25 protein-coding genes and 1 tRNA gene are annotated in these 18,861 nt (G+C 60.4%); 18 read left to right on the top strand and 8 right to left on the bottom strand.

The window, feature by feature from the left end; genetic code table 11:
* Positions 1 to 5: 5 nt before the first annotated feature.
* The 15 genes from ACP7BS_RS02335 to ACP7BS_RS02265 are packed head-to-tail and all read left to right on the top strand — an operon-like array spanning position 6 to position 7,702.
* Complete coding sequence (locus ACP7BS_RS02335) at positions 6 to 797, top strand: ERF family protein (RefSeq protein ID WP_426235790.1); 792 nt, start codon at positions 6 to 8, stop codon at positions 795 to 797.
* Positions 790 to 1,452, top strand: coding sequence for a lambda exonuclease family protein (locus tag ACP7BS_RS02330; protein WP_426235788.1), 663 nt, complete (start codon positions 790 to 792; stop codon positions 1,450 to 1,452). The genes ACP7BS_RS02335 and ACP7BS_RS02330 overlap by 8 nt, the downstream gene beginning before the upstream one ends.
* A 3-nt stretch (positions 1,453 to 1,455) precedes the next feature.
* Positions 1,456 to 1,797 carry a hypothetical protein gene (locus ACP7BS_RS02325; RefSeq protein ID WP_426235786.1) on the top strand — a complete coding sequence of 114 codons (342 nt, stop codon included), beginning with the start codon at positions 1,456 to 1,458 and terminating at the stop codon, positions 1,795 to 1,797.
* Positions 1,794 to 2,216, top strand: coding sequence for a hypothetical protein (locus tag ACP7BS_RS02320; RefSeq protein ID WP_426235784.1), 423 nt, complete (start codon positions 1,794 to 1,796; stop codon positions 2,214 to 2,216). Before ACP7BS_RS02325 ends, ACP7BS_RS02320 begins: the two co-directional genes overlap by 4 nt.
* Complete coding sequence (locus ACP7BS_RS02315; protein ID WP_426235783.1) at positions 2,213 to 2,590, top strand: hypothetical protein; 378 nt, start codon at positions 2,213 to 2,215, stop codon at positions 2,588 to 2,590. Before ACP7BS_RS02320 ends, ACP7BS_RS02315 begins: the two co-directional genes overlap by 4 nt.
* Positions 2,587 to 2,787, top strand: coding sequence for a hypothetical protein (locus ACP7BS_RS02310; protein WP_426235781.1), 201 nt, complete (start codon positions 2,587 to 2,589; stop codon positions 2,785 to 2,787). The genes ACP7BS_RS02315 and ACP7BS_RS02310 overlap by 4 nt, the downstream gene beginning before the upstream one ends.
* On the top strand, positions 2,787 to 3,524 hold the full coding sequence (locus ACP7BS_RS02305) for a hypothetical protein (protein WP_426235780.1): 738 nt from the start codon (positions 2,787 to 2,789) through the stop codon (positions 3,522 to 3,524). The genes ACP7BS_RS02310 and ACP7BS_RS02305 overlap by 1 nt, the downstream gene beginning before the upstream one ends.
* Positions 3,521 to 3,823, top strand: coding sequence for a hypothetical protein (locus ACP7BS_RS02300; RefSeq protein WP_426235778.1), 303 nt, complete (start codon positions 3,521 to 3,523; stop codon positions 3,821 to 3,823). The genes ACP7BS_RS02305 and ACP7BS_RS02300 overlap by 4 nt, the downstream gene beginning before the upstream one ends.
* Positions 3,820 to 4,158, top strand: a complete 339-nt coding sequence (locus ACP7BS_RS02295; protein WP_426235776.1) for a hypothetical protein — start codon at positions 3,820 to 3,822, stop codon at positions 4,156 to 4,158. The genes ACP7BS_RS02300 and ACP7BS_RS02295 overlap by 4 nt, the downstream gene beginning before the upstream one ends.
* Complete coding sequence (locus tag ACP7BS_RS02290; protein ID WP_426235774.1) at positions 4,155 to 4,559, top strand: hypothetical protein; 405 nt, start codon at positions 4,155 to 4,157, stop codon at positions 4,557 to 4,559. Before ACP7BS_RS02295 ends, ACP7BS_RS02290 begins: the two co-directional genes overlap by 4 nt.
* Positions 4,552 to 4,863 carry a hypothetical protein gene (locus ACP7BS_RS02285; protein WP_426235772.1) on the top strand — a complete coding sequence of 104 codons (312 nt, stop codon included), beginning with the start codon at positions 4,552 to 4,554 and terminating at the stop codon, positions 4,861 to 4,863. The genes ACP7BS_RS02290 and ACP7BS_RS02285 overlap by 8 nt, the downstream gene beginning before the upstream one ends.
* Positions 4,860 to 5,663, top strand: coding sequence for a hypothetical protein (locus ACP7BS_RS02280; protein ID WP_426235771.1), 804 nt, complete (start codon positions 4,860 to 4,862; stop codon positions 5,661 to 5,663). Before ACP7BS_RS02285 ends, ACP7BS_RS02280 begins: the two co-directional genes overlap by 4 nt.
* Positions 5,660 to 6,250: a Lar family restriction alleviation protein gene (locus ACP7BS_RS02275; RefSeq protein WP_426235769.1), complete on the top strand. Its 591-nt coding sequence runs from the start codon at positions 5,660 to 5,662 to the stop codon at positions 6,248 to 6,250. The genes ACP7BS_RS02280 and ACP7BS_RS02275 overlap by 4 nt, the downstream gene beginning before the upstream one ends.
* A 47-nt stretch (positions 6,251 to 6,297) precedes the next feature.
* Positions 6,298 to 6,522, top strand: coding sequence for a hypothetical protein (locus tag ACP7BS_RS02270; protein WP_113316733.1), 225 nt, complete (start codon positions 6,298 to 6,300; stop codon positions 6,520 to 6,522).
* Entirely contained in the window at positions 6,515 to 7,702 is a 1,188-nt protein-coding gene (locus ACP7BS_RS02265) for a hypothetical protein (protein WP_426235767.1), read from the top strand. The genes ACP7BS_RS02270 and ACP7BS_RS02265 overlap by 8 nt, the downstream gene beginning before the upstream one ends.
* Before the next feature lie 68 nt (positions 7,703 to 7,770).
* Here the strand turns inward: ACP7BS_RS02265 and ACP7BS_RS02260 are convergent.
* The 4 genes from ACP7BS_RS02260 to ACP7BS_RS02245 form a co-directional block, all read right to left on the bottom strand.
* A tRNA-Lys gene (locus tag ACP7BS_RS02260) sits at positions 7,771 to 7,846 on the bottom strand.
* A 150-nt stretch (positions 7,847 to 7,996) separates the two neighbouring features.
* On the bottom strand, positions 7,997 to 8,914 hold the full coding sequence (locus tag ACP7BS_RS02255; RefSeq protein ID WP_426235765.1) for a PhzF family phenazine biosynthesis protein: 918 nt from the start codon (positions 8,912 to 8,914) through the stop codon (positions 7,997 to 7,999).
* Positions 8,915 to 8,985: 71 nt separating this feature from the next.
* Positions 8,986 to 9,723 (bottom strand): NUDIX hydrolase, encoded by a 738-nt coding sequence (locus tag ACP7BS_RS02250; protein ID WP_426235763.1) that lies wholly within the window; start codon positions 9,721 to 9,723, stop codon positions 8,986 to 8,988.
* A 19-nt stretch (positions 9,724 to 9,742) separates the two neighbouring features.
* On the bottom strand, positions 9,743 to 10,849 hold the full coding sequence (locus tag ACP7BS_RS02245) for an endonuclease/exonuclease/phosphatase family protein (protein WP_426235761.1): 1,107 nt from the start codon (positions 10,847 to 10,849) through the stop codon (positions 9,743 to 9,745).
* A gap of 208 nt (positions 10,850 to 11,057) precedes the next feature.
* Between ACP7BS_RS02245 and ACP7BS_RS02240 the strand changes: the two genes are divergently transcribed.
* Positions 11,058 to 11,441, top strand: a complete 384-nt coding sequence (locus ACP7BS_RS02240; protein WP_426235759.1) for a DUF4189 domain-containing protein — start codon at positions 11,058 to 11,060, stop codon at positions 11,439 to 11,441.
* Positions 11,442 to 11,445: 4 nt separating this feature from the next.
* On the opposite strand, the gene ACP7BS_RS02235 is transcribed toward ACP7BS_RS02240, so the two are convergent.
* The 3 genes from ACP7BS_RS02235 to ACP7BS_RS02225 are packed head-to-tail and all read right to left on the bottom strand — an operon-like array spanning position 11,446 to position 15,140.
* A complete protein-coding gene (locus tag ACP7BS_RS02235) occupies positions 11,446 to 12,468 on the bottom strand; it encodes an ABC transporter ATP-binding protein (RefSeq protein ID WP_426235757.1) in 1,023 nt (340 codons plus the stop codon).
* Positions 12,456 to 14,150, bottom strand: a complete 1,695-nt coding sequence (locus ACP7BS_RS02230) for an ABC transporter permease (protein ID WP_426235755.1) — start codon at positions 14,148 to 14,150, stop codon at positions 12,456 to 12,458. Before ACP7BS_RS02230 ends, ACP7BS_RS02235 begins: the two co-directional genes overlap by 13 nt.
* 9 nt (positions 14,151 to 14,159) lie before the next feature.
* Entirely contained in the window at positions 14,160 to 15,140 is a 981-nt protein-coding gene (locus ACP7BS_RS02225) for an ABC transporter substrate-binding protein (protein ID WP_426235754.1), read from the bottom strand.
* A gap of 243 nt (positions 15,141 to 15,383) precedes the next feature.
* Between ACP7BS_RS02225 and ACP7BS_RS02220 the strand changes: the two genes are divergently transcribed.
* Positions 15,384 to 17,285 (top strand): CASTOR/POLLUX-related putative ion channel, encoded by a 1,902-nt coding sequence (locus ACP7BS_RS02220; protein WP_426235752.1) that lies wholly within the window; start codon positions 15,384 to 15,386, stop codon positions 17,283 to 17,285.
* A 109-nt stretch (positions 17,286 to 17,394) separates the two neighbouring features.
* Positions 17,395 to 18,444 carry an aldo/keto reductase gene (locus tag ACP7BS_RS02215; RefSeq protein WP_426235750.1) on the top strand — a complete coding sequence of 350 codons (1,050 nt, stop codon included), beginning with the start codon at positions 17,395 to 17,397 and terminating at the stop codon, positions 18,442 to 18,444.
* A 9-nt stretch (positions 18,445 to 18,453) separates the two neighbouring features.
* Here the strand turns inward: ACP7BS_RS02215 and ACP7BS_RS02210 are convergent, their stop codons facing one another.
* The gene (locus ACP7BS_RS02210) at positions 18,454 to 18,861 is read right to left on the bottom strand and encodes a type II toxin-antitoxin system VapC family toxin (RefSeq protein ID WP_426235748.1); all 408 of its coding nucleotides are present in this window, start codon (positions 18,859 to 18,861) and stop codon (positions 18,454 to 18,456) included.

Here is an 18,861-nt window from a genome sequence, read left to right as displayed (position 1 = left end):
CTGAAATGGGCGCTGTAGCCGAACGAACAAACGCCGGACTTATCGAACACGAACCGCGCGCTGCCGCGATGACGCCGATGGACATGCTCAACGCCGCAGTCTCCCGTGGGGCTGATATCGACGTGATGACAAAGCTCATGGACCTGCACGAGCGCTGGGAAAAGAACCAAGCCCGCAAGGCTTTCGACGCCGCGATCTCTGCCGCTAAGGCGGAAATCCCTGTCATCACGAAAAACCGCAAGGTTGATTTCACTTCGCAGAAGGGCCGGACCAATTACCGCCACGAGGACATGGCCGAAATCGCGCGGACGGTTGATCCGATCCTTGGCAAGTACGGCCTTTCCTACCGCTTCCGCACCGAAACGACGGCCGGGACTGTCACTGTCACCTGCATCGTTTCCCATCGCGATGGTTACTCGGAAGAAAACACGCTTTCCGGCGCCCACGACCAGTCCGGCAATAAGAACAGCATCCAGGCTGTCGGTTCCACGATCACGTACCTTCAACGCTATACGCTCAAGGCCGCGCTCGGCATTGCCGCATCGAACGACGACGACGGCAAGAAGGCCGACGACACGCCGGCTGATACATCATCGATCACCGAAGCGCAGGCTTCAGTCATTCGTGAGCTGGCCGATAAAGCGGAGGTTGACGCCGCAAACTTCTGCGAGCGTTGGCAGATCGAAAGCATTCCCGCTCTGCCGATGGCACAGTTCAACGAAGCTGTTCAATCACTTCGCCGCCGCATCGCCTTCCGCGCCGAACAGGCCGCTCGGGAGGGCCAGAACAATGGATGAGATCATTCAAGGCTCTGCCGAATGGCATGCGCTGCGTTGCGGCAAGGTCACAGCTTCTCGTGTTGCCGATGTCATCGCCAAAACCCAAAAAGGTTGGGGTGTCTCGCGGACGAACTATGCTGCGGAACTTGTAGCTGAAATGCTGACCGGCGCGACCACCGAAGGATTCACGTCGACAGCAATGCAATGGGGCAAGGACACCGAGCCAATGGCTCGCGATGCCTACTCGTTCATGACTGGCGAGACCATCAGCGAAGTGCCGTTCGTTTCACACCCAAATATCAGCGATGCAGGGGCCTCGCCCGACGGTCTCATCGGCGACGACGGACTCGTCGAGATCAAGTGCCCCAACATGGCCACCCACATTGCGACACTGAGAGGGCGATCGGTCCCAGGCCAGTACATTACCCAGATGATGTGGCAAATGGCCTGCACAGGTCGCAGCTACTGCGACTTCGTATCCTATGACCCTCGCATGCCGGAATCGATGCGGCTTTTCTATAAGCGGGTTCAACGCGACGACGCGATGATTGCGGAGCTAGAGCGCGAGGTCGTGATCTTCCTGAATGAAGTTCGCGGAACCGTCGCCGAGCTTCGCCGCCTCTATGAACCGGCCCAAGCGGATACTGCAGCCTCGATGCTGATGGCGGGGTGACCCATGGCCCACTTCATCATCCGCGACGAGACCGTTCACGCAGCATTCGACACGCTTGAACTTCAAGCCAACCCGGCCGCCGGAGCAAAAGCGATGCGGGAGCGCCGGGACGATCAGCGAAAGATCGCAAAGGCCAAGGTGTTCTTGGCTTCCACCGGCAGCGTTGCCGAGCGGGAGGCCAAGGCAGTGACCTCTGATGAATACCGCGAGGCCTGCGAACTCTATTACACCGCCGTCGCGGCCGATGAGGAATACCGAAACACGCGCGGCAAGTGCGAGCAGATCATCGAAGCCTGGCGCACTTGCCAGTCGAACTTCCGAGCTATGGGGAGGATCGCGTCATGAGCGAGAACCCAAGCGTAAACCGGTCCCTCAAGGACAAGTCCATGGATCACATCGACCATGCGCTCGGCCGTCCGATCTTTCCACTTCAGGAATCATACCGCAACTATTTCGCGACGGACGCGAACGGCGCTCAAGCCCGTTCGTTCTCCGCTTCCCTGAATTGGAAGAAGACGGGCCAACGCGACGACATGGCTTTTTTCAGCGTCACCGATCTCGGCAGGCACACGCTAGTCGATCATCTCAAGACGCTCGAAAAGCCTTGGAAGGCGTTCGTCGTCTCATTCGACGGCTACACCAAAATCGTCCCAGCCCAGTCCCGAAGCGCTGCGAAATATTCGTGGTGGCTTGAGATATCCGATTGCTGGAACGACCTCCGTTTCATTGATTTTGCGAAGCACGCACGAGTGAGGACGGTATGACTGATACCCTGATTACTCCCGGCCCGTTCCTGATCTGCGATCTCCGCGTCGAGTGGAACCGGCGGCCTTACGTCACCTTCTGGCGTCCGAATAACGCCAACTACGCTTATCCGCTCGTATGGGCAGGCGACTACACCGAAGCCGACGTCATGAAAGGCGGAAGCTACTACACGACCGTCGAGCTTGGTTCCTTGATCCGGTTCCCGATCCTGCGCTCGTTGGTAGAGCCTATGGCGGTACCTCCGGAGCCGGGACGCATCGATGGCAATACCGGCCCGGTGATCCGCGACGATTCGAGAATGCGAGCCAAGTTGAGGAAGCTCGCTTATCAGCCGGCGCTCTTGGCTTTCGCCAATGCGGAGGCTTCGCGATGAACCGGATCGTCCGTCAAATCTGCGACTGGTGGAAAGGCCGCATCGACGCTCGGAAGCTCGCCAGAGCCCTGCCCGCCGTCGCCGAGCGAAAGCAGAAGATCGCCACGCTCCGTCGCCAGCACAAGCGGACAAAGCCGATCATAGCCGAAAACTACCAGGACATTCACGAAGCGCTTGGCGTTCGGAGGAGCAAGTAATGGCTGACAGACCTATCCTTTTTTCGGCGCCGATGGTTCGCGCGCTGACCGCCGGGACTAAGACGCAGACGCGGCGGCTGTTCACCCTCCCGAAGTGGGCGGTTCCCGGCACGCTGGAAATCGACGACGACGGACCTTATGCGTGCGCCGAGATAAGCGGATGCCTTGCGAAGGTGCCGACCCGCATCAACACCGGCGACCGACTTTGGGTGCGTGAAAGCTGGTGGATCGCGGAGATGTACAGCTATGGCACGACGCCTGGCGGCTGCGAAATCTCTCCACCGCCTCTCGCTGCCCGTAGGCGCGATCCTGTGCACTACGCAGCCGATGGCGACCCAAAGAACGTAGGGAACCGGACCTATGGGCCAGAAGGCTTGCGCAATGGATCCTTCGCCGCTCCTGACCCCTATGCTGTCTGGCTCAAGAAGCCCTCCATTCACATGCCGCGCTGGGCTTCCCGCCTCACCTTGACGGTCACCGACGTTCGCATTGAACGGCTGCAGGATATCAGCGAGACCGACGCGAGGGCAGAAGGCGTCGAGCCTGCGCCTGATCATCCCGGCTGGTGGAAGTCTCAAACTGACGGCAAGCTCTGCCCAAAGGCGCGTGATGCCTACGGCGACCTTTGGAACGCCATCAACGGCGAAGGCGCGTGGCAGGCCAATCCTTGGGTGGTCGCCTACACCTTCTCGGTACAGCACGGCAACATCGACCAGATTGCGAAGGTGGCGGCATGAGCGTGACCCGAATTGCTCCCCCTTTCGAAGGCCAGCAGTTCACCTGCCATCAGCACTGGGTGAATAAGGCCTCGTCGTGGCTGACCTGCCATCCTCAGTACAACAACACCGAACACGGCGAAAAGAAGGGATGGCGCGGCAAGCACTTCACCGCCATGTGCTTCGACAGCTTCGGGCGTCGTGTCACCAACGGCGGCGACTTTCGGCGTGCGGAAGAGGAAGGCGCCTTTCCGGTCTGGTGGATATGGCCCGATCAAATACCGGAGCTTGTCGCTCTGGGGCAGGCGGTGGCCGCATGATAGACTGGCAGAAAACCGCTTCCAGCGTCATCGGCGAGGTTCACCGCAACCTCCCGGCCGACGCCGATCTCGCCGCCCGCAAGAAGGCTTTGCGCGCCGCTCGCCCTTGGGAGTTCGGCGCGACCAGCTGGGGCCGGAAGGTCTGGGCGAAGCATTCCCGAAAGTATCTCGAGAAATTCGGCCTGCCGCCTATCAAGGCAAAGGCGGTGGAACAATTGTCTCCGCTGGAGCGGGCCAAGCGAGCCACGGAAGAACATCATCTGAAACTCCGGCTGTCTGGCCTTGGCTACCAAATCGACCAAGCGCCAGCCGCATCGAAAGGCGGTGCAGCATGAGCCGCCGCGAGTTCACCAAGACCGTCTATGCCCAGATCGTGAAGCGGGCTTTGCATCCCAAGCACGGGATATGCTGCGAAGGCTGCGGCCTGGTGCTCGGAGCGAAGCCCTATCATATCGATCACACGATCCCCGACGCGCTGCAGGTCGACAAAAGCCGGAAGCTGACGGCCGAAGACGGCAAGCTGCTCGGTGTCGAGTGCTGCCACGCTCCTAAAACCAAGGTCGATGTCGCGGTGATTGCCGAGGCGAAACGTCGGGAAGCGAAGTTCCTTGGTTTTGCCCGCAAGGCCGCGCCGATCAAGTCCGCTCCATTCCCGCAATCCGAGAAGGCCGCCAAGCGAGTGCCGAAGCCCGAGCTTCCCCGCCGGTCACTCTACCAGGAGAACAACAATGGCTGAAATTGAACACATCGGATCTGTCGCCATGGGCGATAGCAGCGCGGAAGCGATGATTGCCAAGATCGCGCAGGTCGCCACCGCTGTCGGATTTCAATCCGGCGAACCAGCGATGGAAATCGCGGGAATGATTGTCTCTTCGTTGGCGGCAAACCCTGAGAATATCGACCGCTTCATGGCGGAAGGCACAGAGCTGCTTCTCAATGGCGCTGTCGGCTTCGAGAACGGTTCCCTGACATACCGCGCTAACAACGGTTCGATCCTGTCGCCGTCTGTCCTTCGCGGGAAGAAAGGACATCAGCAATGACGATTGTGCCAGAAGAACCAACAGAGGAAATGCTCCGCGTACTGTTCACGCTCAATAGCGCCACACCACGGATGACCGAAGAAGTTCAATCGGTCTATCAGGCACTCCTCAATTTTGCCGCCCTCTCAAGTCCAGCACAGGAGCCGGTAGCGGCACCAGATGGCCCATTCCATGTGTCGCGCTCGTCTGACGGTCAACGCCATTGGTTCAGCGCAAGGGATGACGCCTCTGGTGTTACCGTGCCGCTCGATACAAGGGAACGGGCCGCTGCTCTGGTGGAATCCCTCAACCGAGCTTTCGCTCTGCATCTAAGTCTCGCCGCTCCCCAGCCCACCCATGGTACGTCCGCAACGGACCCCGCACCCTCAGTGAAGACGTCAGCCCACATCCACGGTGGCATGCCGTCCAACCTGAAGACATCGGCCGCGCTGATGAAGCTGATCGAAGCGGCCAAGGAAAAGCTTGAGGCTATGACGCCTGCAGAACAGCAGGCCATGTGGCAGGCCCAGCGCGAAAGTTGGGTTCGCGGGGAAATGCAGCTTGATCGAACCGACACCCCGGCTCCGCCCGCGCCGAATGCGCTTGCCCCTGTAACTGCAGGACAGGGCGTGGAGGCGAAACAGGGTCTCGCACTGGAAAAGGCAATCGACTTCATTGAGAGTCTGACGCGGGAACCGCTTTTGATGGGCTTAGACGATATCGAGATGACGCTTGATGACGTGCAGTCTCATGCCCGTATTGAACTTGCCAGCATCCGTTCCGCCCTCTCCACTCCCACACCAAAGGAGGAGAGCAAGTGAGCGACATACTCAAGCCATGCCCTTTCTGCGGTGGCAGTGCGTCTATCGAGCGCTACGGCGACCGTAGGCAATCCACCATCTATCAATGCGATAACTGCTCCTGCAGCCTTGAGACTGGCGAGGAATGGGGACACGGGCAAGAATGGAACCGCCGTTCCCTCGCCCAGCAGCCGCTATCCGTGCAGGAGGGGTGGCAGGACCGAGTTGCCGCGGCTCACCTTGCGCTTTTCCATGATGATCCGACCGACGTCGAGGAGCGCCGAGCGCGTTTCGCGGAAGAGGTGAACGAGACATTGCAGGCCTTTGGCATGTCCCGCGAGGATATGCATCGCCTTGTCGATTACAGTTGGGATCGGCCAGTAGGCGAACCGGCCAAGGAAATCGGCGCTGCCCTACTTACGCTGACATCGCTCTGCGTTATCGCCGGGTACGATCTGATGGCTTGCGGCGAAGCTGACCTCGAAAAGCTTCAGCGACCCGAGACCATCGCCCGTATCCGCGCCAAGCGCGCCACCCGCCACGGTCGCGGCCCACTGCCGGGTTTCGACCCCGCCGCTTTCAGAGACGCAAAGGAGCGGAAGGAATGACGGTCAGACGAGCATCCCTCGTTCCCGCCGGCAGCTGGCCACCGCGAATGAATGCGGAAATGGCGGCTGGCTACTGTGGCGAAAAGCATGTCGAGGATTTCCTCGATCGGGTCGGGAAGACGTATCCAAACCCGCGTGTTGTGGACAGCACGCGGCGAAAATTCTGGTATCGTGACGATCTTGACCGCGCGATGAACATCAATGTACCGAACGCGCCGTCAGGATTGGGAGCAAAGTTCCGTGGTAAGATCGGGCAAGAGCGGCATGGTTGAGCTGCCGAAACACGTTCACCGCGTCACCAAGACGAACAAGCGCGGTAGCGTGACGGTCTACACCTTCTACACAAAATTCAGGAACACGGCCGCCGCGTGGCCTTCGATCGCACTGCCCGACCCGATGACAAAGGAGTTCATCGAGCGGCTGGCCTATTGCGAGGCAATGGATCGCGACGACAAGGGATTGCTGCTGGACGGCAAGCGCCTGCCCAGCCATAAGGAAAAATCCTTCTGGGCCGAAGCTGCCAAGGCTCACGAGGCTTTCGTTCGTCGCGGCCGGGATGGCGTCAAAGACTTCAAGTCGCTGGTTGAGACCTTCCAAGACGACAAGAATCCGTTCTGGTCGGCGCTCTCAGCATCAACGCAACGCGGATACAAAGCTTCAGGGAAGATGATTATCGCGTCCTGGGGCGACGATCTGCCCGCCGATCTGACGACAGTGGACGCTCAGGAGGCCATAGACACGCTCGGCGACACTCCGGCGACTGCGAACCAATTTCGGGCCTTCCTCTCGCGCCTGATGGCTTGGGGCATCCCAAGAGGCTATTGCCTGACCAATCCGGTGGAGCACACAGAGAAGATCCCCGGTGGTGACCCTTGGGTGCCGTGGCCGAACTGGGCTTTCGAGCTGATATTCGAGCATGCACCCTTCCACATGCAGATGATTTGCATGTCGGCATTCTTCACCGGCCAGCGCCAAGGCGACGTTCTGGCGATGGTAAAGCCGAAAGCCGGCGAAAACGTCATAGCCGTGACGGCCCAGAAAACGAAAAAGACCGTCTGGATACCTATCCACACGGTCTATCGGAAATGGATCGAGAAGGTGCCGACCAGCGACAGCGTTATGCTGCATGCCGGGGTCCGCACCCATGCCTATGCCAGCGCCGACAGTTTTCGGAACGAATGGCAGAAGATGATGGACAAGGAAGAGTTCAAGCGATTCCGCGAAAACCGGATCGTATTTCACGGGCTGCGCAAGAACGCGATTATCAATCTGCTGGAAGTTGGATGCACTGAGAACCAGGCTGGCGCGATCTGCAATATGTCGGCCCAGATGGTGCAGCACTATGGGCGCGAGGTCGCTTTGAAGACCCTCGCCAAGGACGCGATGAAGCTCATGGAAGAGCGCTGGAGCGAGATCGAACCAGCCGCGTTCAGGAACAAGAACGGAACGTGAATTGGAAACCGTTTCCAATCGCTTGGAAACCCCAATTCACCAATACCGATGTAAGTATTTGAAAAGAATGGTGGGTGATGTAGGGTTCGAACCTACGACCCGCTGATTAAGAGTCAGCTGCTCTACCAACTGAGCTAATCACCCGCCAGAACCGCTTCGTTTGCGGCCTCTAGAACCACATTGCTGTGGTGTGATGCGGCGTATAATGGGGTTCGCCGGGCTTGTCTAGTTCCTCGGGTGATTTTCTTTCGGATTCCTCAAAAAAATGTGTGTGGGCTGTTTAGAGGCTGTTTTTCAAAGATAAAGTTCGCCTGCCGCAATCTTCACCGCCTGCCCGCCGATCCGGGCCGTGCTGATTTCACCGCCGGAGACGTCGATATGGAGGTGCAGCAGCGACGGCCGCCCCATCTCCACGCCCTGCTCGATCAGGAACGGGTGATGCCCGTCAATCAACTGGTCGAAGCTGTGGATCGCGCCCGAAAAGGCCGCAACCGCAGCGCCCGTCGCCGGGTCCTCGACAATGCCCATGGCGGGGGCGAACATCCGGGTATGGAAGCGGGCAACATGATTGACGCCGCCGCGACAGTAGAGATAGGCCGCCGCGAGCCGCCCTTCGGCAATCGGAGTTATCTGCTCCCACAAGGCTGGATCGAATTCGACGGCACCTGCCGCGCTGACATCGTGAACGGGGATCATCACGAAGGGAACCCCGGCGCTCCAAAATGAAGGCACATGGTTTTCGAAGCCGATCTGCGTTGCCTTCAAGCTGAACGCATCGGCAATCGCCTGCCGGTCGAATTTGGCCTCAAGGCGGACCGATTTGCGCGGCACGTCGAATTCGGCGAAAGTTGCCTCGCCTGCCCTGCCGCGCACGGCGCAGCGCACCGGGCCGACATTTTCCTCAAGCATCTGCACGAGATCGTAGTCTTCGCCTTCAGAAGCGCGCCCGTCCTCGGCCAGCGCGATCGCCGCCCCCACCGTCGGATGACCGGCGAAGGGCAATTCATAGCCCGGAGTAAAGATCCGCAGCTTCGCCGCATGCCCGGTTTTTTGCGGCTGCTGCAAAAACACTGTTTCCGACAGGTTGAACTCGCCGGCAATCGCCTGCATCGCCGCATCGCTCAGGCCATCGCCATCAAAGACAACGGCGAGCGGGTTTCCCTCCAGCCTTTTGGCGGTGAAAACGTCGTAGATTGCATAGCGACGCGCCACGATGATCTCCTTTTGCTGTTTTCTGTCAGCAGACGTTGCATGGCAGGTAGCTTGCGGCAAGCGCAAAAGCGTCATCGTATGGTGTTGAAAACCCATTCGAGCACCGGCGGCATGAAGGGCGGATAGGGGTGTTGCCCCGGATTGGCTGTGCGAATGGCCAGAGCAGCGTCGATTTCAGGTTCCGGATCGGCAGCGATATGGGCATCGATAAGCGCGATCAGCTCCGCCGCCGTTTCGGCAAAATGATAGGCACGAAAAAGCGTGACGACGTCCTGGCCACGCAGGCCATGAAATCCGGAAATATTGCTGGCATCCGAGAGCGACAACCCGGTCTCCTCCAGCACCTCGCGCGCCATGTTGCCGTCGATGTCGCAGTATCCGCCGCGGATATCATCCGGATCGAGCGAGCCCGCCGCACAATAGACCCGGCCGGGATTGGCCGTGTGCTGCCCCATGCGGATGGCGATCACGGCAGCGTCGGAAGAAACAATCACCGGCAGGCCGAACAAATGGAGGGCGGCACCGGCAGGCCGGGTTTTACGCCACAGCAAAAACGCCGAGAACGGAACGATATGGCATTCGCCGGAAATCCCGCCGTCGCGTTTCTCAAGGGACCTCATCAAGAGCATGCGGCCGTCAAACAGAGCGGGATTGGCGGCGACCTCCCGCTCCCAATTGGTCGCGATCTCGGCCGTGTGAGAATGGAAATACGGATGCGGCTCGCCGCTGACACGCACATCGATGCTCGTGACGGGAAAGATCACACCTTCGTCGGGCCATCCGGAAATGTTGCTGGTGCGTTTCGACATAAACCATGCCTCGGGAATTTTAGACGTTGAGGGAGATGACGACCGGGCAATGATCAGAAGCTTTCGGCCGGTCCCAGCCGGTTCTCGGATAGCGCTCGACCTCCTGCCCCTTCGGAAAGATCGTCCGGTAGGGCTGTCCGCCGCGAATGATCTCCGGCACGCTGGCCAGATTGCGCTCGGCAAGCGCCTTGGACAGCCAGATATAGTCGAGTTGGCAAAGGTGCCGCTCGTCCGGTCCACGGCTGTGAAACAGGGTCCAGCGGTCGAGTTCCGGACGCCGGCGCATGACGTTTTCGACGAAACCGTCGCGGCTGAGCACATCCAGCGCGCTCTGCGCCTCTTGCTGCGGTACGAAACGATAGCCATTGCGGCGGTCGCCCAGCACATCGACCCGTTCCTGATAATCGTTCATGTCGCCGCAGATGGCGAACATCTTGCCATCCAGGTTATCCGCTCCAAAGCGGTTCTCGATGATGCGGCGAACGGCGGCGACCTCGGCGGCGCGCACCGGCATCGTCGACGTGCGCCCATCCAGCCCGTCGCGCGCCGGCCCCATCGACTTGAAATGCACGACGAACAGCGTGAACGGCCGGCCGCCGATGCGGAAATCAAGCTCCAGGCAATCCCGCTTGAAAATGCGGTCGCCAGGCACGTTGGTTGAAGCTAAAGCATCATTGAACAGGTCGAAATCGGCATAGGTGACGCCGGCGTGTGATTTGACGTCGACGCACTCGATCTTCTGGCCGTCGCGGGTTTCCTCGCGCACCAGAACGGCAACGTCGATGCCGCGGCTGTCATTGCCCTCGATCAGGTATTTCTGCCGGTAGCCGTTGCCGACCATGCGGAACAGGTAGCCGTACTCAAACGCCTGCAGCGCCGCCATGTTGTCGGCTTCCTGCAGGCACAAAATATCGGCGTCACAATCGGCAATGGCCAGCGCCGACATCTGCCTTGTGTCATCTGTATAGGCGATGGTGCGGGCTTCCTCCAGCCGCTGATATTCCGCCTCGTTCTTGACGTCGAAGAGCCGGAGAACGCGATCCTGCTTGAGGTGGTTGCGAAAGCCGGAGAAATCGAAACGGCTCATCAGGTTTTCGACATTGAAGGTGGCAAGGCGAAGGGTCATCAGCAGTTTCCGAATGCAATTGGGGCAACTTTAGACAATCGGGCGTAAAAGTCGAATGCCTTTCTCCGCATCTCATCCCTGCCCGTTAACCGGCCGCTTCGACACCATTTTTGGGGTCATCCAGTGATTGCGAATAATCGATCTTGATCGGCCGTTTCACCTTCGCAAGATCAGCCGGACAGATGCACGGCACAGGGAGAAGAACGGAATGTCGAACTGGAAACGCAATGCCAAAGCGGCGATATCGGCTTTGGCTTTCCTCAGCGTCAGCGCGGTGATCGCCCACGCCGACAGTTTCGGGGCGATCTCGCTGTCGCCCGAAACCGGGGCCACCGGCTGGTCACACGATTACAACTCGCGCTGGGAGGCTGAAGAGATCGCGCAGTCGCATTGCGACAGGAATGCCGACGATTGCCGCACGGCGATCTGGTTCAAGAATGGCTGTGGAGCGGTGGCACGCGGGGCCGATGGCGGCTGGGGCGCCAACTGGGCAGCGGGGCGCAGGCAGGCGCAACGCGCAGCGCTGGCATCCTGTTCGAACCATTCCGACAGCTGCCGGGTCATCCGCTGGCAATGCTCCGGCGCGAACTGATATCTCAGAGCAGCCAACCTTGGCGGATCACGAACGGCTGCAGAACACCGCAGTCCAGGGCATGGGCGGAATAGGCCTTGAGACCCTGTCCGCCCGCCGTGCGAAGCGACAGGGCAAACCGCTCGCCCTCGAACACACAGGATGTCACCTTCAGCAGGATGCCTGCGGGATCGGCAATAACGTGTTCGGGGCGCACGAGCACGGGACGGCTCGGCCCATCTGTTTGCCGGAAGGCCATTTCCAGCACTGGCCATGGTACCAGGCGCGGCCCGTGGGCAGCCAGTGCCAGATCAAGAATGGCCCCCTGCCCGACCAGCCCGCCGACGACCCGGCCTTCAGGCCGTGCATAAATTTCCTGCGGCGATGCGACTTGCATCAACCGCCCCTCCGACATCACGGCAATGTCGGTCGCCAGCGCCATCGCCTCGCCCTGGTCATGGGTGACGTAGATCATCGTCGCGCCGGACCGGGCATGGAACGCGCGAAACGTTTCCTCCATCGCCGCCTTCAGGTGACGGTCGAGATTGGCAAGCGGCTCGTCCAAAAGTACCACGTCCGGTGACGTCACGAGGCAGCGGGCGAGCGCCACGCGCTGCCTCTGGCCGCCGGACAGATCGGCCGGGCGGCGATCGGCGAACTCTTCGAGCTGGACGACCGAAAGCGCATCCTTGACGCGCGCCTCCCACGCAGCGCCTTTTATGCCACGCACGTTCAGTGGATAACCGACATTCTGCGCAACGGTCATATGCGGCCAGAGCGCATAGGATTGAAAAACCATCGCCATGTTGCGCTTTTCCGGCGGTAGCGCGCCGCCGGCATCGGCCAGCGTGCGTTCGCCCAGCACGATCGAGCCATCGCTCGGCTGCTCGAAACCGGCAATCATGCGAAGCACCGTCGTCTTGCCGCAGCCGGATGGTCCGAGCAGTGCCAGGAAGCCGCCTTCCCGCACCGTCAGCGAGACATCGGATACAGCGGCGCGGCCGGTACCGAAATCCTTGCTGAGATGATTGAGGATCAATTGCGCCATGGCAGCACGCCTCTCGGAAGGTGTTTTGCCAGTAGTTCCAAAAGCAGCATCAGAATGACCACCATGATGACGACAAGCACGGATAGCGCCGAGGCGAGATCGGAACTGCCGCTGTCGTCGAGATTGAAGATCGCTACCCCGAGCGTCTGCGTGCCCGCCGACCAGAGCAGCGCCGAAACCGTCAACTCGCTACAGGCAATGAGGAAGACGAGGATCACGGAAGCGCCCGCCGCCGGTGCGATCAGCGGAACGAGAATGTCACGCATGCGGCGGCCAAAACCTGCACCGGACAGACGGGCTGCTTCTTCCAGCGACGGATCGAGCTGCAGGAAGGCGCTCGCCACCGGCTTCAGGCTGACCGCAAAGAAACTGGAGAAATAGGCGATCAGGATGATCCAGATCGTCCCATAGATCGACACGTTCACCAACGGCAACGGTGCTGCAAACAACAGGATGAAGGCGACGGCCAGCACGATGCCCGGAAGCGCATAGGGAATTTCAATCAGGCCAGTGATGATGTTGGCGAGCTTTCCTGGGCGTCGGGTCAGCAGATAGGCGGTGAGGACGGTGAACAGCAGCAGCCCGCAGGCCGTGGTCCCGGCCAGGAACAGCGAATTGGCAAACGCCGTCAGCGTGACGGACTGGCGAAACAGGATTTCGCTGTAGGCACCGAGCGACACGGTCTGGAAGTTCAACGGTACGCCGTAAGTGGGCACTAGCGAACTGGCCAAGAGGGCCGCTAAGGGGGCGACGAGAACGGCAAACAGCAGAAGTGAAAACCCGGCTTCAGCGATCAGACGCCATTGCCCGAGCGAGAAGGCCGCACTCTGTCCCGCCAGCCCGATGATGCGGTAATCCCTCCCCCTCAGCGCCCGTTGCTGGATCACAAGACCCAGACCGGCGATGACGGCGATCACCATGGACAATTGCGACATCTCGGCAAACGTGCCCGCTCCGAAGCTCGAGAGACGGCTGTAGATCAGCGTGGGCAACACAAAGATAGATGCGGGTATTCCCAAAATAGCCGGAATGCCGAAATTGCCGACTCCGGAGACGAAGGCGATCGCCGCCCCCGCGATCAGGCCCGGCACGGCCAGCGGAAAAATGATATCGCGAAAAACCCGCATCGGTGCGGCACCGGCCAGACGCGCCGCCTCAACACCATCGCGCGGCAAGGAAGCAAGACCGGCCTTCAGCGCCAGAAACACCAGCGGTGCATGCTGGACACCCAAAAGCAGCGCAATACCACCAAGCGAATAGAGCGGTTGCGGACTGCCGAGCGGCGGCGCGAGGCCGAGCGTCTTCAACAAAGGGCTGGCCGGGCCCGAAATCTGCACCCAGGCCAGCGCCGTCACCTGCGGCGGGATCATCATCGGCAGCACGAAGGCGAAGCTGAAAAAGCCTTTCGCGCGGATGTCGGTGAGCGTCACGACGAAGGCAAAGGTTGCGCCGAGCAGAACGGAAATCACCATTCCTGCGGTCGCGGTCATCAGCGTGTTGCGGATGGCAAACCAGGTGGAAGGCTCCGAGAAAAGGCCGGTGGCACCGCCCTCAAGCGAAAATCGCAATCCCGCATACAGCAGCCGTGCGAGCGGCAGCCCGCTCAGCAGGCAGACGGCGATGATGACGAAAGGAAGCAGCCAGGCGGGCTGGCTGCTTCGATTGGCAGAAAGTCTGCGCATGGCAACCGATCAGTTGGTACCGAAGATGCCGGAGAACGTCTTCAGGTCGCCTTCGGAGTTCTTGACGGCTGCGGCCGCATCGATCGGCAGAACCTTGATGCTGTCACGCGCCGGAAAACCTTCCGGAAGGGCTACGCCATTGCGGGCCGGAATGTAGCCGAGCTTGACGGAAACCTGCTGGCCCTGTTCGGACAAAAGGAAATCGACGAACGTCTTGGCCGTATCGACATTCTTGGCGGTCTTCAGGATGGCGACCGGTTCGGTCACCGCGCTGACACCCTCGGCCGGGAAGACGAACTCGACCGGTGCACCCTTGGCCTTTTCGCGGATCGCCATGAAATCGACGACCATGCCATAGGCCTTTTCGCCGGTGGCAACCGCCTTCAGCACGCCGCCATTACCGCCCGAAGCCGTCGCACCGTTTTCGGCCAGGGACTTGTAGTAGTCCCAGCCGAAGCCGTCGATACCGGTCAGTGTCTGCGCGTGGATCAGCGCGGCACCCGAGGTCAGCGGGCTCGGCATCGTCACCAAGCCCTTGGCTTCCGGCTTGGTCAGATCCTTCCAGCCTGTCGGCTTCATCGTGGCGGAGGTGTTGTAGATGATGCCGGTGGTGATCATCTTGGTGGAATAGTAGGCACCATCGGCATCGTAGAGCGCTGCGTCGTAGTTGGCAGCCTCCGGCGACTTGTAAGCCAAGAGCTGGCCGGCTTCCTTCATCCGCTGCAGCGTCACGGTGTCGGCGATCAAAAGCACGTCGGCGACCGGATTGCCGGCTTCGATCTCGGCCATCAGCTTGGCCATGATCTTGGTCGTGCCGTCGCGCACCCACTCCACGTCCACGCCCGGATGGGCGGCCTTGAACGCATCGACGGTCGCCTGCGCGTCTTCGTTCGGTTGGCTGGTGTAGAGCACCAGGTTTTCGGCATGTGCCGGAACGGCGATCAGGCTGGCGGCAACAAGTGCGGTGAATGCACCAAGCAACGTCTTCATCGGTCTTCTTCCCAAGTGAACAGATGGACCGATGGATAGTGGCGGCAATTGACAGGCATGTGACACTGCCCTCGCAACACGCGGAGAATAAGCAGCCAGCCACAAGCGTGATGTGGGTAGATAGCCGGATGATAGAATGAACATTACTGGGTGCATTGGCCCGCAACCACCTAAACCTGTTGAATATATTAGGAATATCTGCGATCCGAGCGAAGCGCGTATGGCGGGACCAAGGGGAAATCGATGAGCAAGAGCACGACATGGAGCGCCCGGCTGCGCTATGAGTTCGACAAGAGCATGGCCGGAGGGGCAATCGCGCTGATCGGCTGGCTGACGGTCATTTCGCTCATCGTCATCGTTGTAGCCGGCGCCTTTCTCGCCCTCACCCAGATCGCGCCGGAAGGTGGCGAACCCGTCAGCTTTATCGAAGGCACATGGGAATCGCTGATGCGGACCTTCGACGCCGGCACAATGGGTGGCGATACCGGTTGGGGCTTTCGCGGAGTGTCCCTGTTCGTCACGGTCGCAGGCATTTTCGTCTTCTCGGCCTTGATCGGTGTTCTGAGCTCAGGCCTCGAAAACAAGCTCGAAGAACTGCGCAAGGGCCGTTCGCAGGTTCTGGAAAACGACCACACGATCATTCTCAACTGGTCGCCCTCGATCTTCGACGTCATTTCCGAACTGGTCATCGCCAATACCAGCCGCAAGAAGCCGCGCATCGTCATCATGGCGCACAAGGACAAGGTGGAGATGGAGGACGAGATCGCCACGAAAGTGGCCGACCTCAAGAACACCAGGATCATCTGCCGCAGCGGTGACCCGACCGATCTCTACGACCTGAACATCGTCAATCCGGAAACCTCGCGCTCCGTCATAGTGCTGTCGCCCGAAGGCGACGACCCGGACTCGCAGGTGATCAAGAGCGTGCTGGCACTGGTGAACGCCCCCAACCGCCGCGCCAAGCCCTACCAGATCGCTGCGGAAATCCGCGACAGCAAGAACGCCGAGGTTGCCCGCATCGTCGGTGGCAAGGAGTTGCAGCTCATCCTGGCGGACGACCTGATTTCCCGCATCGTCGTGCATTCCAGCCGCCAGTCCGGCCTGAGCGCCGTCTATTCCGAACTGCTGGATTTCGACGGTTGCGAGATCTACACGCTGGAACAGCCGGACATTACCGGCAAGAGCTTTGCCGCAGCCGTGATGGCCTACGAGACATCGACGCTGATCGGTCTTTGCGAGGAGGACGGCAAGGTCCATCTCAACCCGCCGCCCGGCCGTATCTTCAAGCCGGGCGAACGCGCCGTCATCATCGCCGAGGACGATGCCGCGATCAAATCCGGAAACAACGAAATCCATATCGAGAAAGACGCTATTCTGCCCGTGCAGGCGCGCGCGCAAGGGCCGGAACGGACGCTTTTGCTCGGCTGGAACCGGCGTGGACCGATCATCACCTTCGAACTGTCGCGCTACGTCGCGCCCGGCTCGCTGCTGACCATTGCAGCTGATACCCCTGAGCTTGAGGGTGAGATTGCAGCCCTCAAGGTCGCCAACGGCAACATGGCCGTCGATTACCGCGTCATCGACACCAGCAACCGCGCCGAGCTCGATGCGCTGGATATTCCAAGCTATGACCACGTGCTGGTTCTCGGTTATAGCGACCATATGGCGCCGCAACCCGCCGACACCCGCACGCTGGTCACCCTGCTGCAGCTGCGCAAGATCGCCGAACATGCCGGACGGCATATCAGCGTCGTCAGCGAAATGACCGACGTGCGCAACCGGGAACTGGCGGAAGTCACCCGCGCCGACGATTTCGTCGTCAGCAACAAGCTGGTCAGCCTGATGCTGGCACAGGCTTCCGAAAACGAGCGCATGGCGGCGATCTTCGACGAGCTTCTCGACGAGGACGGCTCGGAAATCTACATGCGGCCGGTCAGCGATTATGTCGCCATCGGCGAACCCGTCACCTTCTACACGATCTGCCTTGCCGCCCTGCGGCGCGGTGAAGTGGCGATCGGCTACCGCCGTCAGCGCGACGAGGATCAGGACCAGCGCCGGCTTGGTGGCGTCACGGTCAATCCATCGAAGTCCGAAAAGCTGCTCTACAGCGCCGCCGACCGGGTCATCGTGCTGGCAAAGGATTAAGCGAGGGCTGTAAAATCAAGCTGCGGCTATCCGGCCGCCTCTTTCCTTTTGATCGCTCGCGACTAGCTTAGCTGACGCTGCGCACGTCAACTGAATCGGGAAAATCATCATGGAATATCGTCTTCTCGGCCGCTCCGGCCTCAAGGTTTCGACACTGACCGTCGGCACCATGACCTTTGGCGGCAAGGGTTGGGCAAAGACCGTCGGTGACCTCGGCGTCAATGAAGCAAAAAAACTTGTCGATATGTCTCTCGATGCCGGCGTAAACCTGATCGACACGGCCGACGTCTATTCGCAGGGCGTCTCCGAGGAAATCATCGGCGAGATTCTTGGTGCAAATCGCAGGGACAGCGTGCTGATCGCCACCAAGGCCCGCTTCCCGATGGGCGACGGACCGAATGATGCCGGATCCTCGCGCCATCATCTTGTGCGCGCCTGCGAGGCAAGCCTGAAACGCCTGAAGACCGATGTCATCGACCTCTACCAGCTGCACGAATGGGATGGTCAGACACCGCTGGAAGAAACGATGGAAGCGCTCGACATGCTCGTGCACCAGGGCAAGGTTCGCTATATCGGCTGCTCGAACTTTTCCGGCTGGCATATCATGAAGGCGCTCGGCGTCAGCGCGGCCGAGCATCGCCAGCGCTTCGTCAGCCAGCAGATTCACTACACGCTCGAAGCCCGCGAAGCCGAATACGAACTGCTACCGATCTCCATCGATCAGGGTCTCGGCGTGCTCGTCTGGAGCCCGCTGGCTGGCGGCCTGCTTTCCGGCAAGCATCGCCGCAACAAGACGGCGGAAGGCTCGCGGCAGCTGGCGGGATGGGACGAACCGCCGATCCGCGATGAAAACCGCCTGTGGAACATCGTCGATACCCTCGTCGAGATCGCCGAAAGCCGCAATGTCTCCGGAGCCCAGGTGGCGCTCGCCTGGCTGATCGGCCGCAAGGCCGTCACCTCCGTCATCATCGGCGGCCGTACCAAAGCACAGTTCAAGGACAATCTCGCCAGCGCCGAACTCACCCTCACCGCCGAAGAACGCCAACGCCTCGACGACGTCAGCGCGCCGCCGATCCTCTACCCCTACTGGCATCAGGTCCGCACAGCCAAGGACAGGCTGGGCGAAGCCGACCTGTCGCTGCTCGGGCCGCATACATAGGCGGAACGGCTATCGAAACTCGAATGGATTGAGGACCGCGACAGGAAAGTGCTCGAAGTCCCTGACATTTCGCGTAACCACTGTTAGACCATGAACGACGGCCGTAGCAGCGATCATGGCATCGGCAATCAGGTGCGGCGCCTGCTGGTGCATGATTTTCGCCCAGGCGATCATGCATCGCCCGTCCAGCGGCAAAACGCTCGTGCTGTCCATCATCTGGCCAAGCCATGCCTCGATGGCTCGCGCTCGTTCCCCGTCCTGTTCACGGGTGGCTTCAATGCCACGTTGAATTTCACCGATGGTGACGGCGGAAACGGCAATCAAACGCTCGTCTCTCGCCCGGATCCAGGCTAGAACGGCGCCATGCGGTTTCGGCCTGCGCAGCTCGGAAACGACATTCGTATCGAGAAGGTACAC

The sequence above is a fragment of the Pararhizobium sp. DWP1-1-3 genome (genome assembly GCF_049896125.1).
Lineage (GTDB): Bacteria > Pseudomonadota > Alphaproteobacteria > Rhizobiales > Rhizobiaceae > Pararhizobium.
The sequence above is the reverse complement of the archived record's forward strand: the minus strand, read 5'-3'. Positions and strand labels throughout refer to the sequence as shown.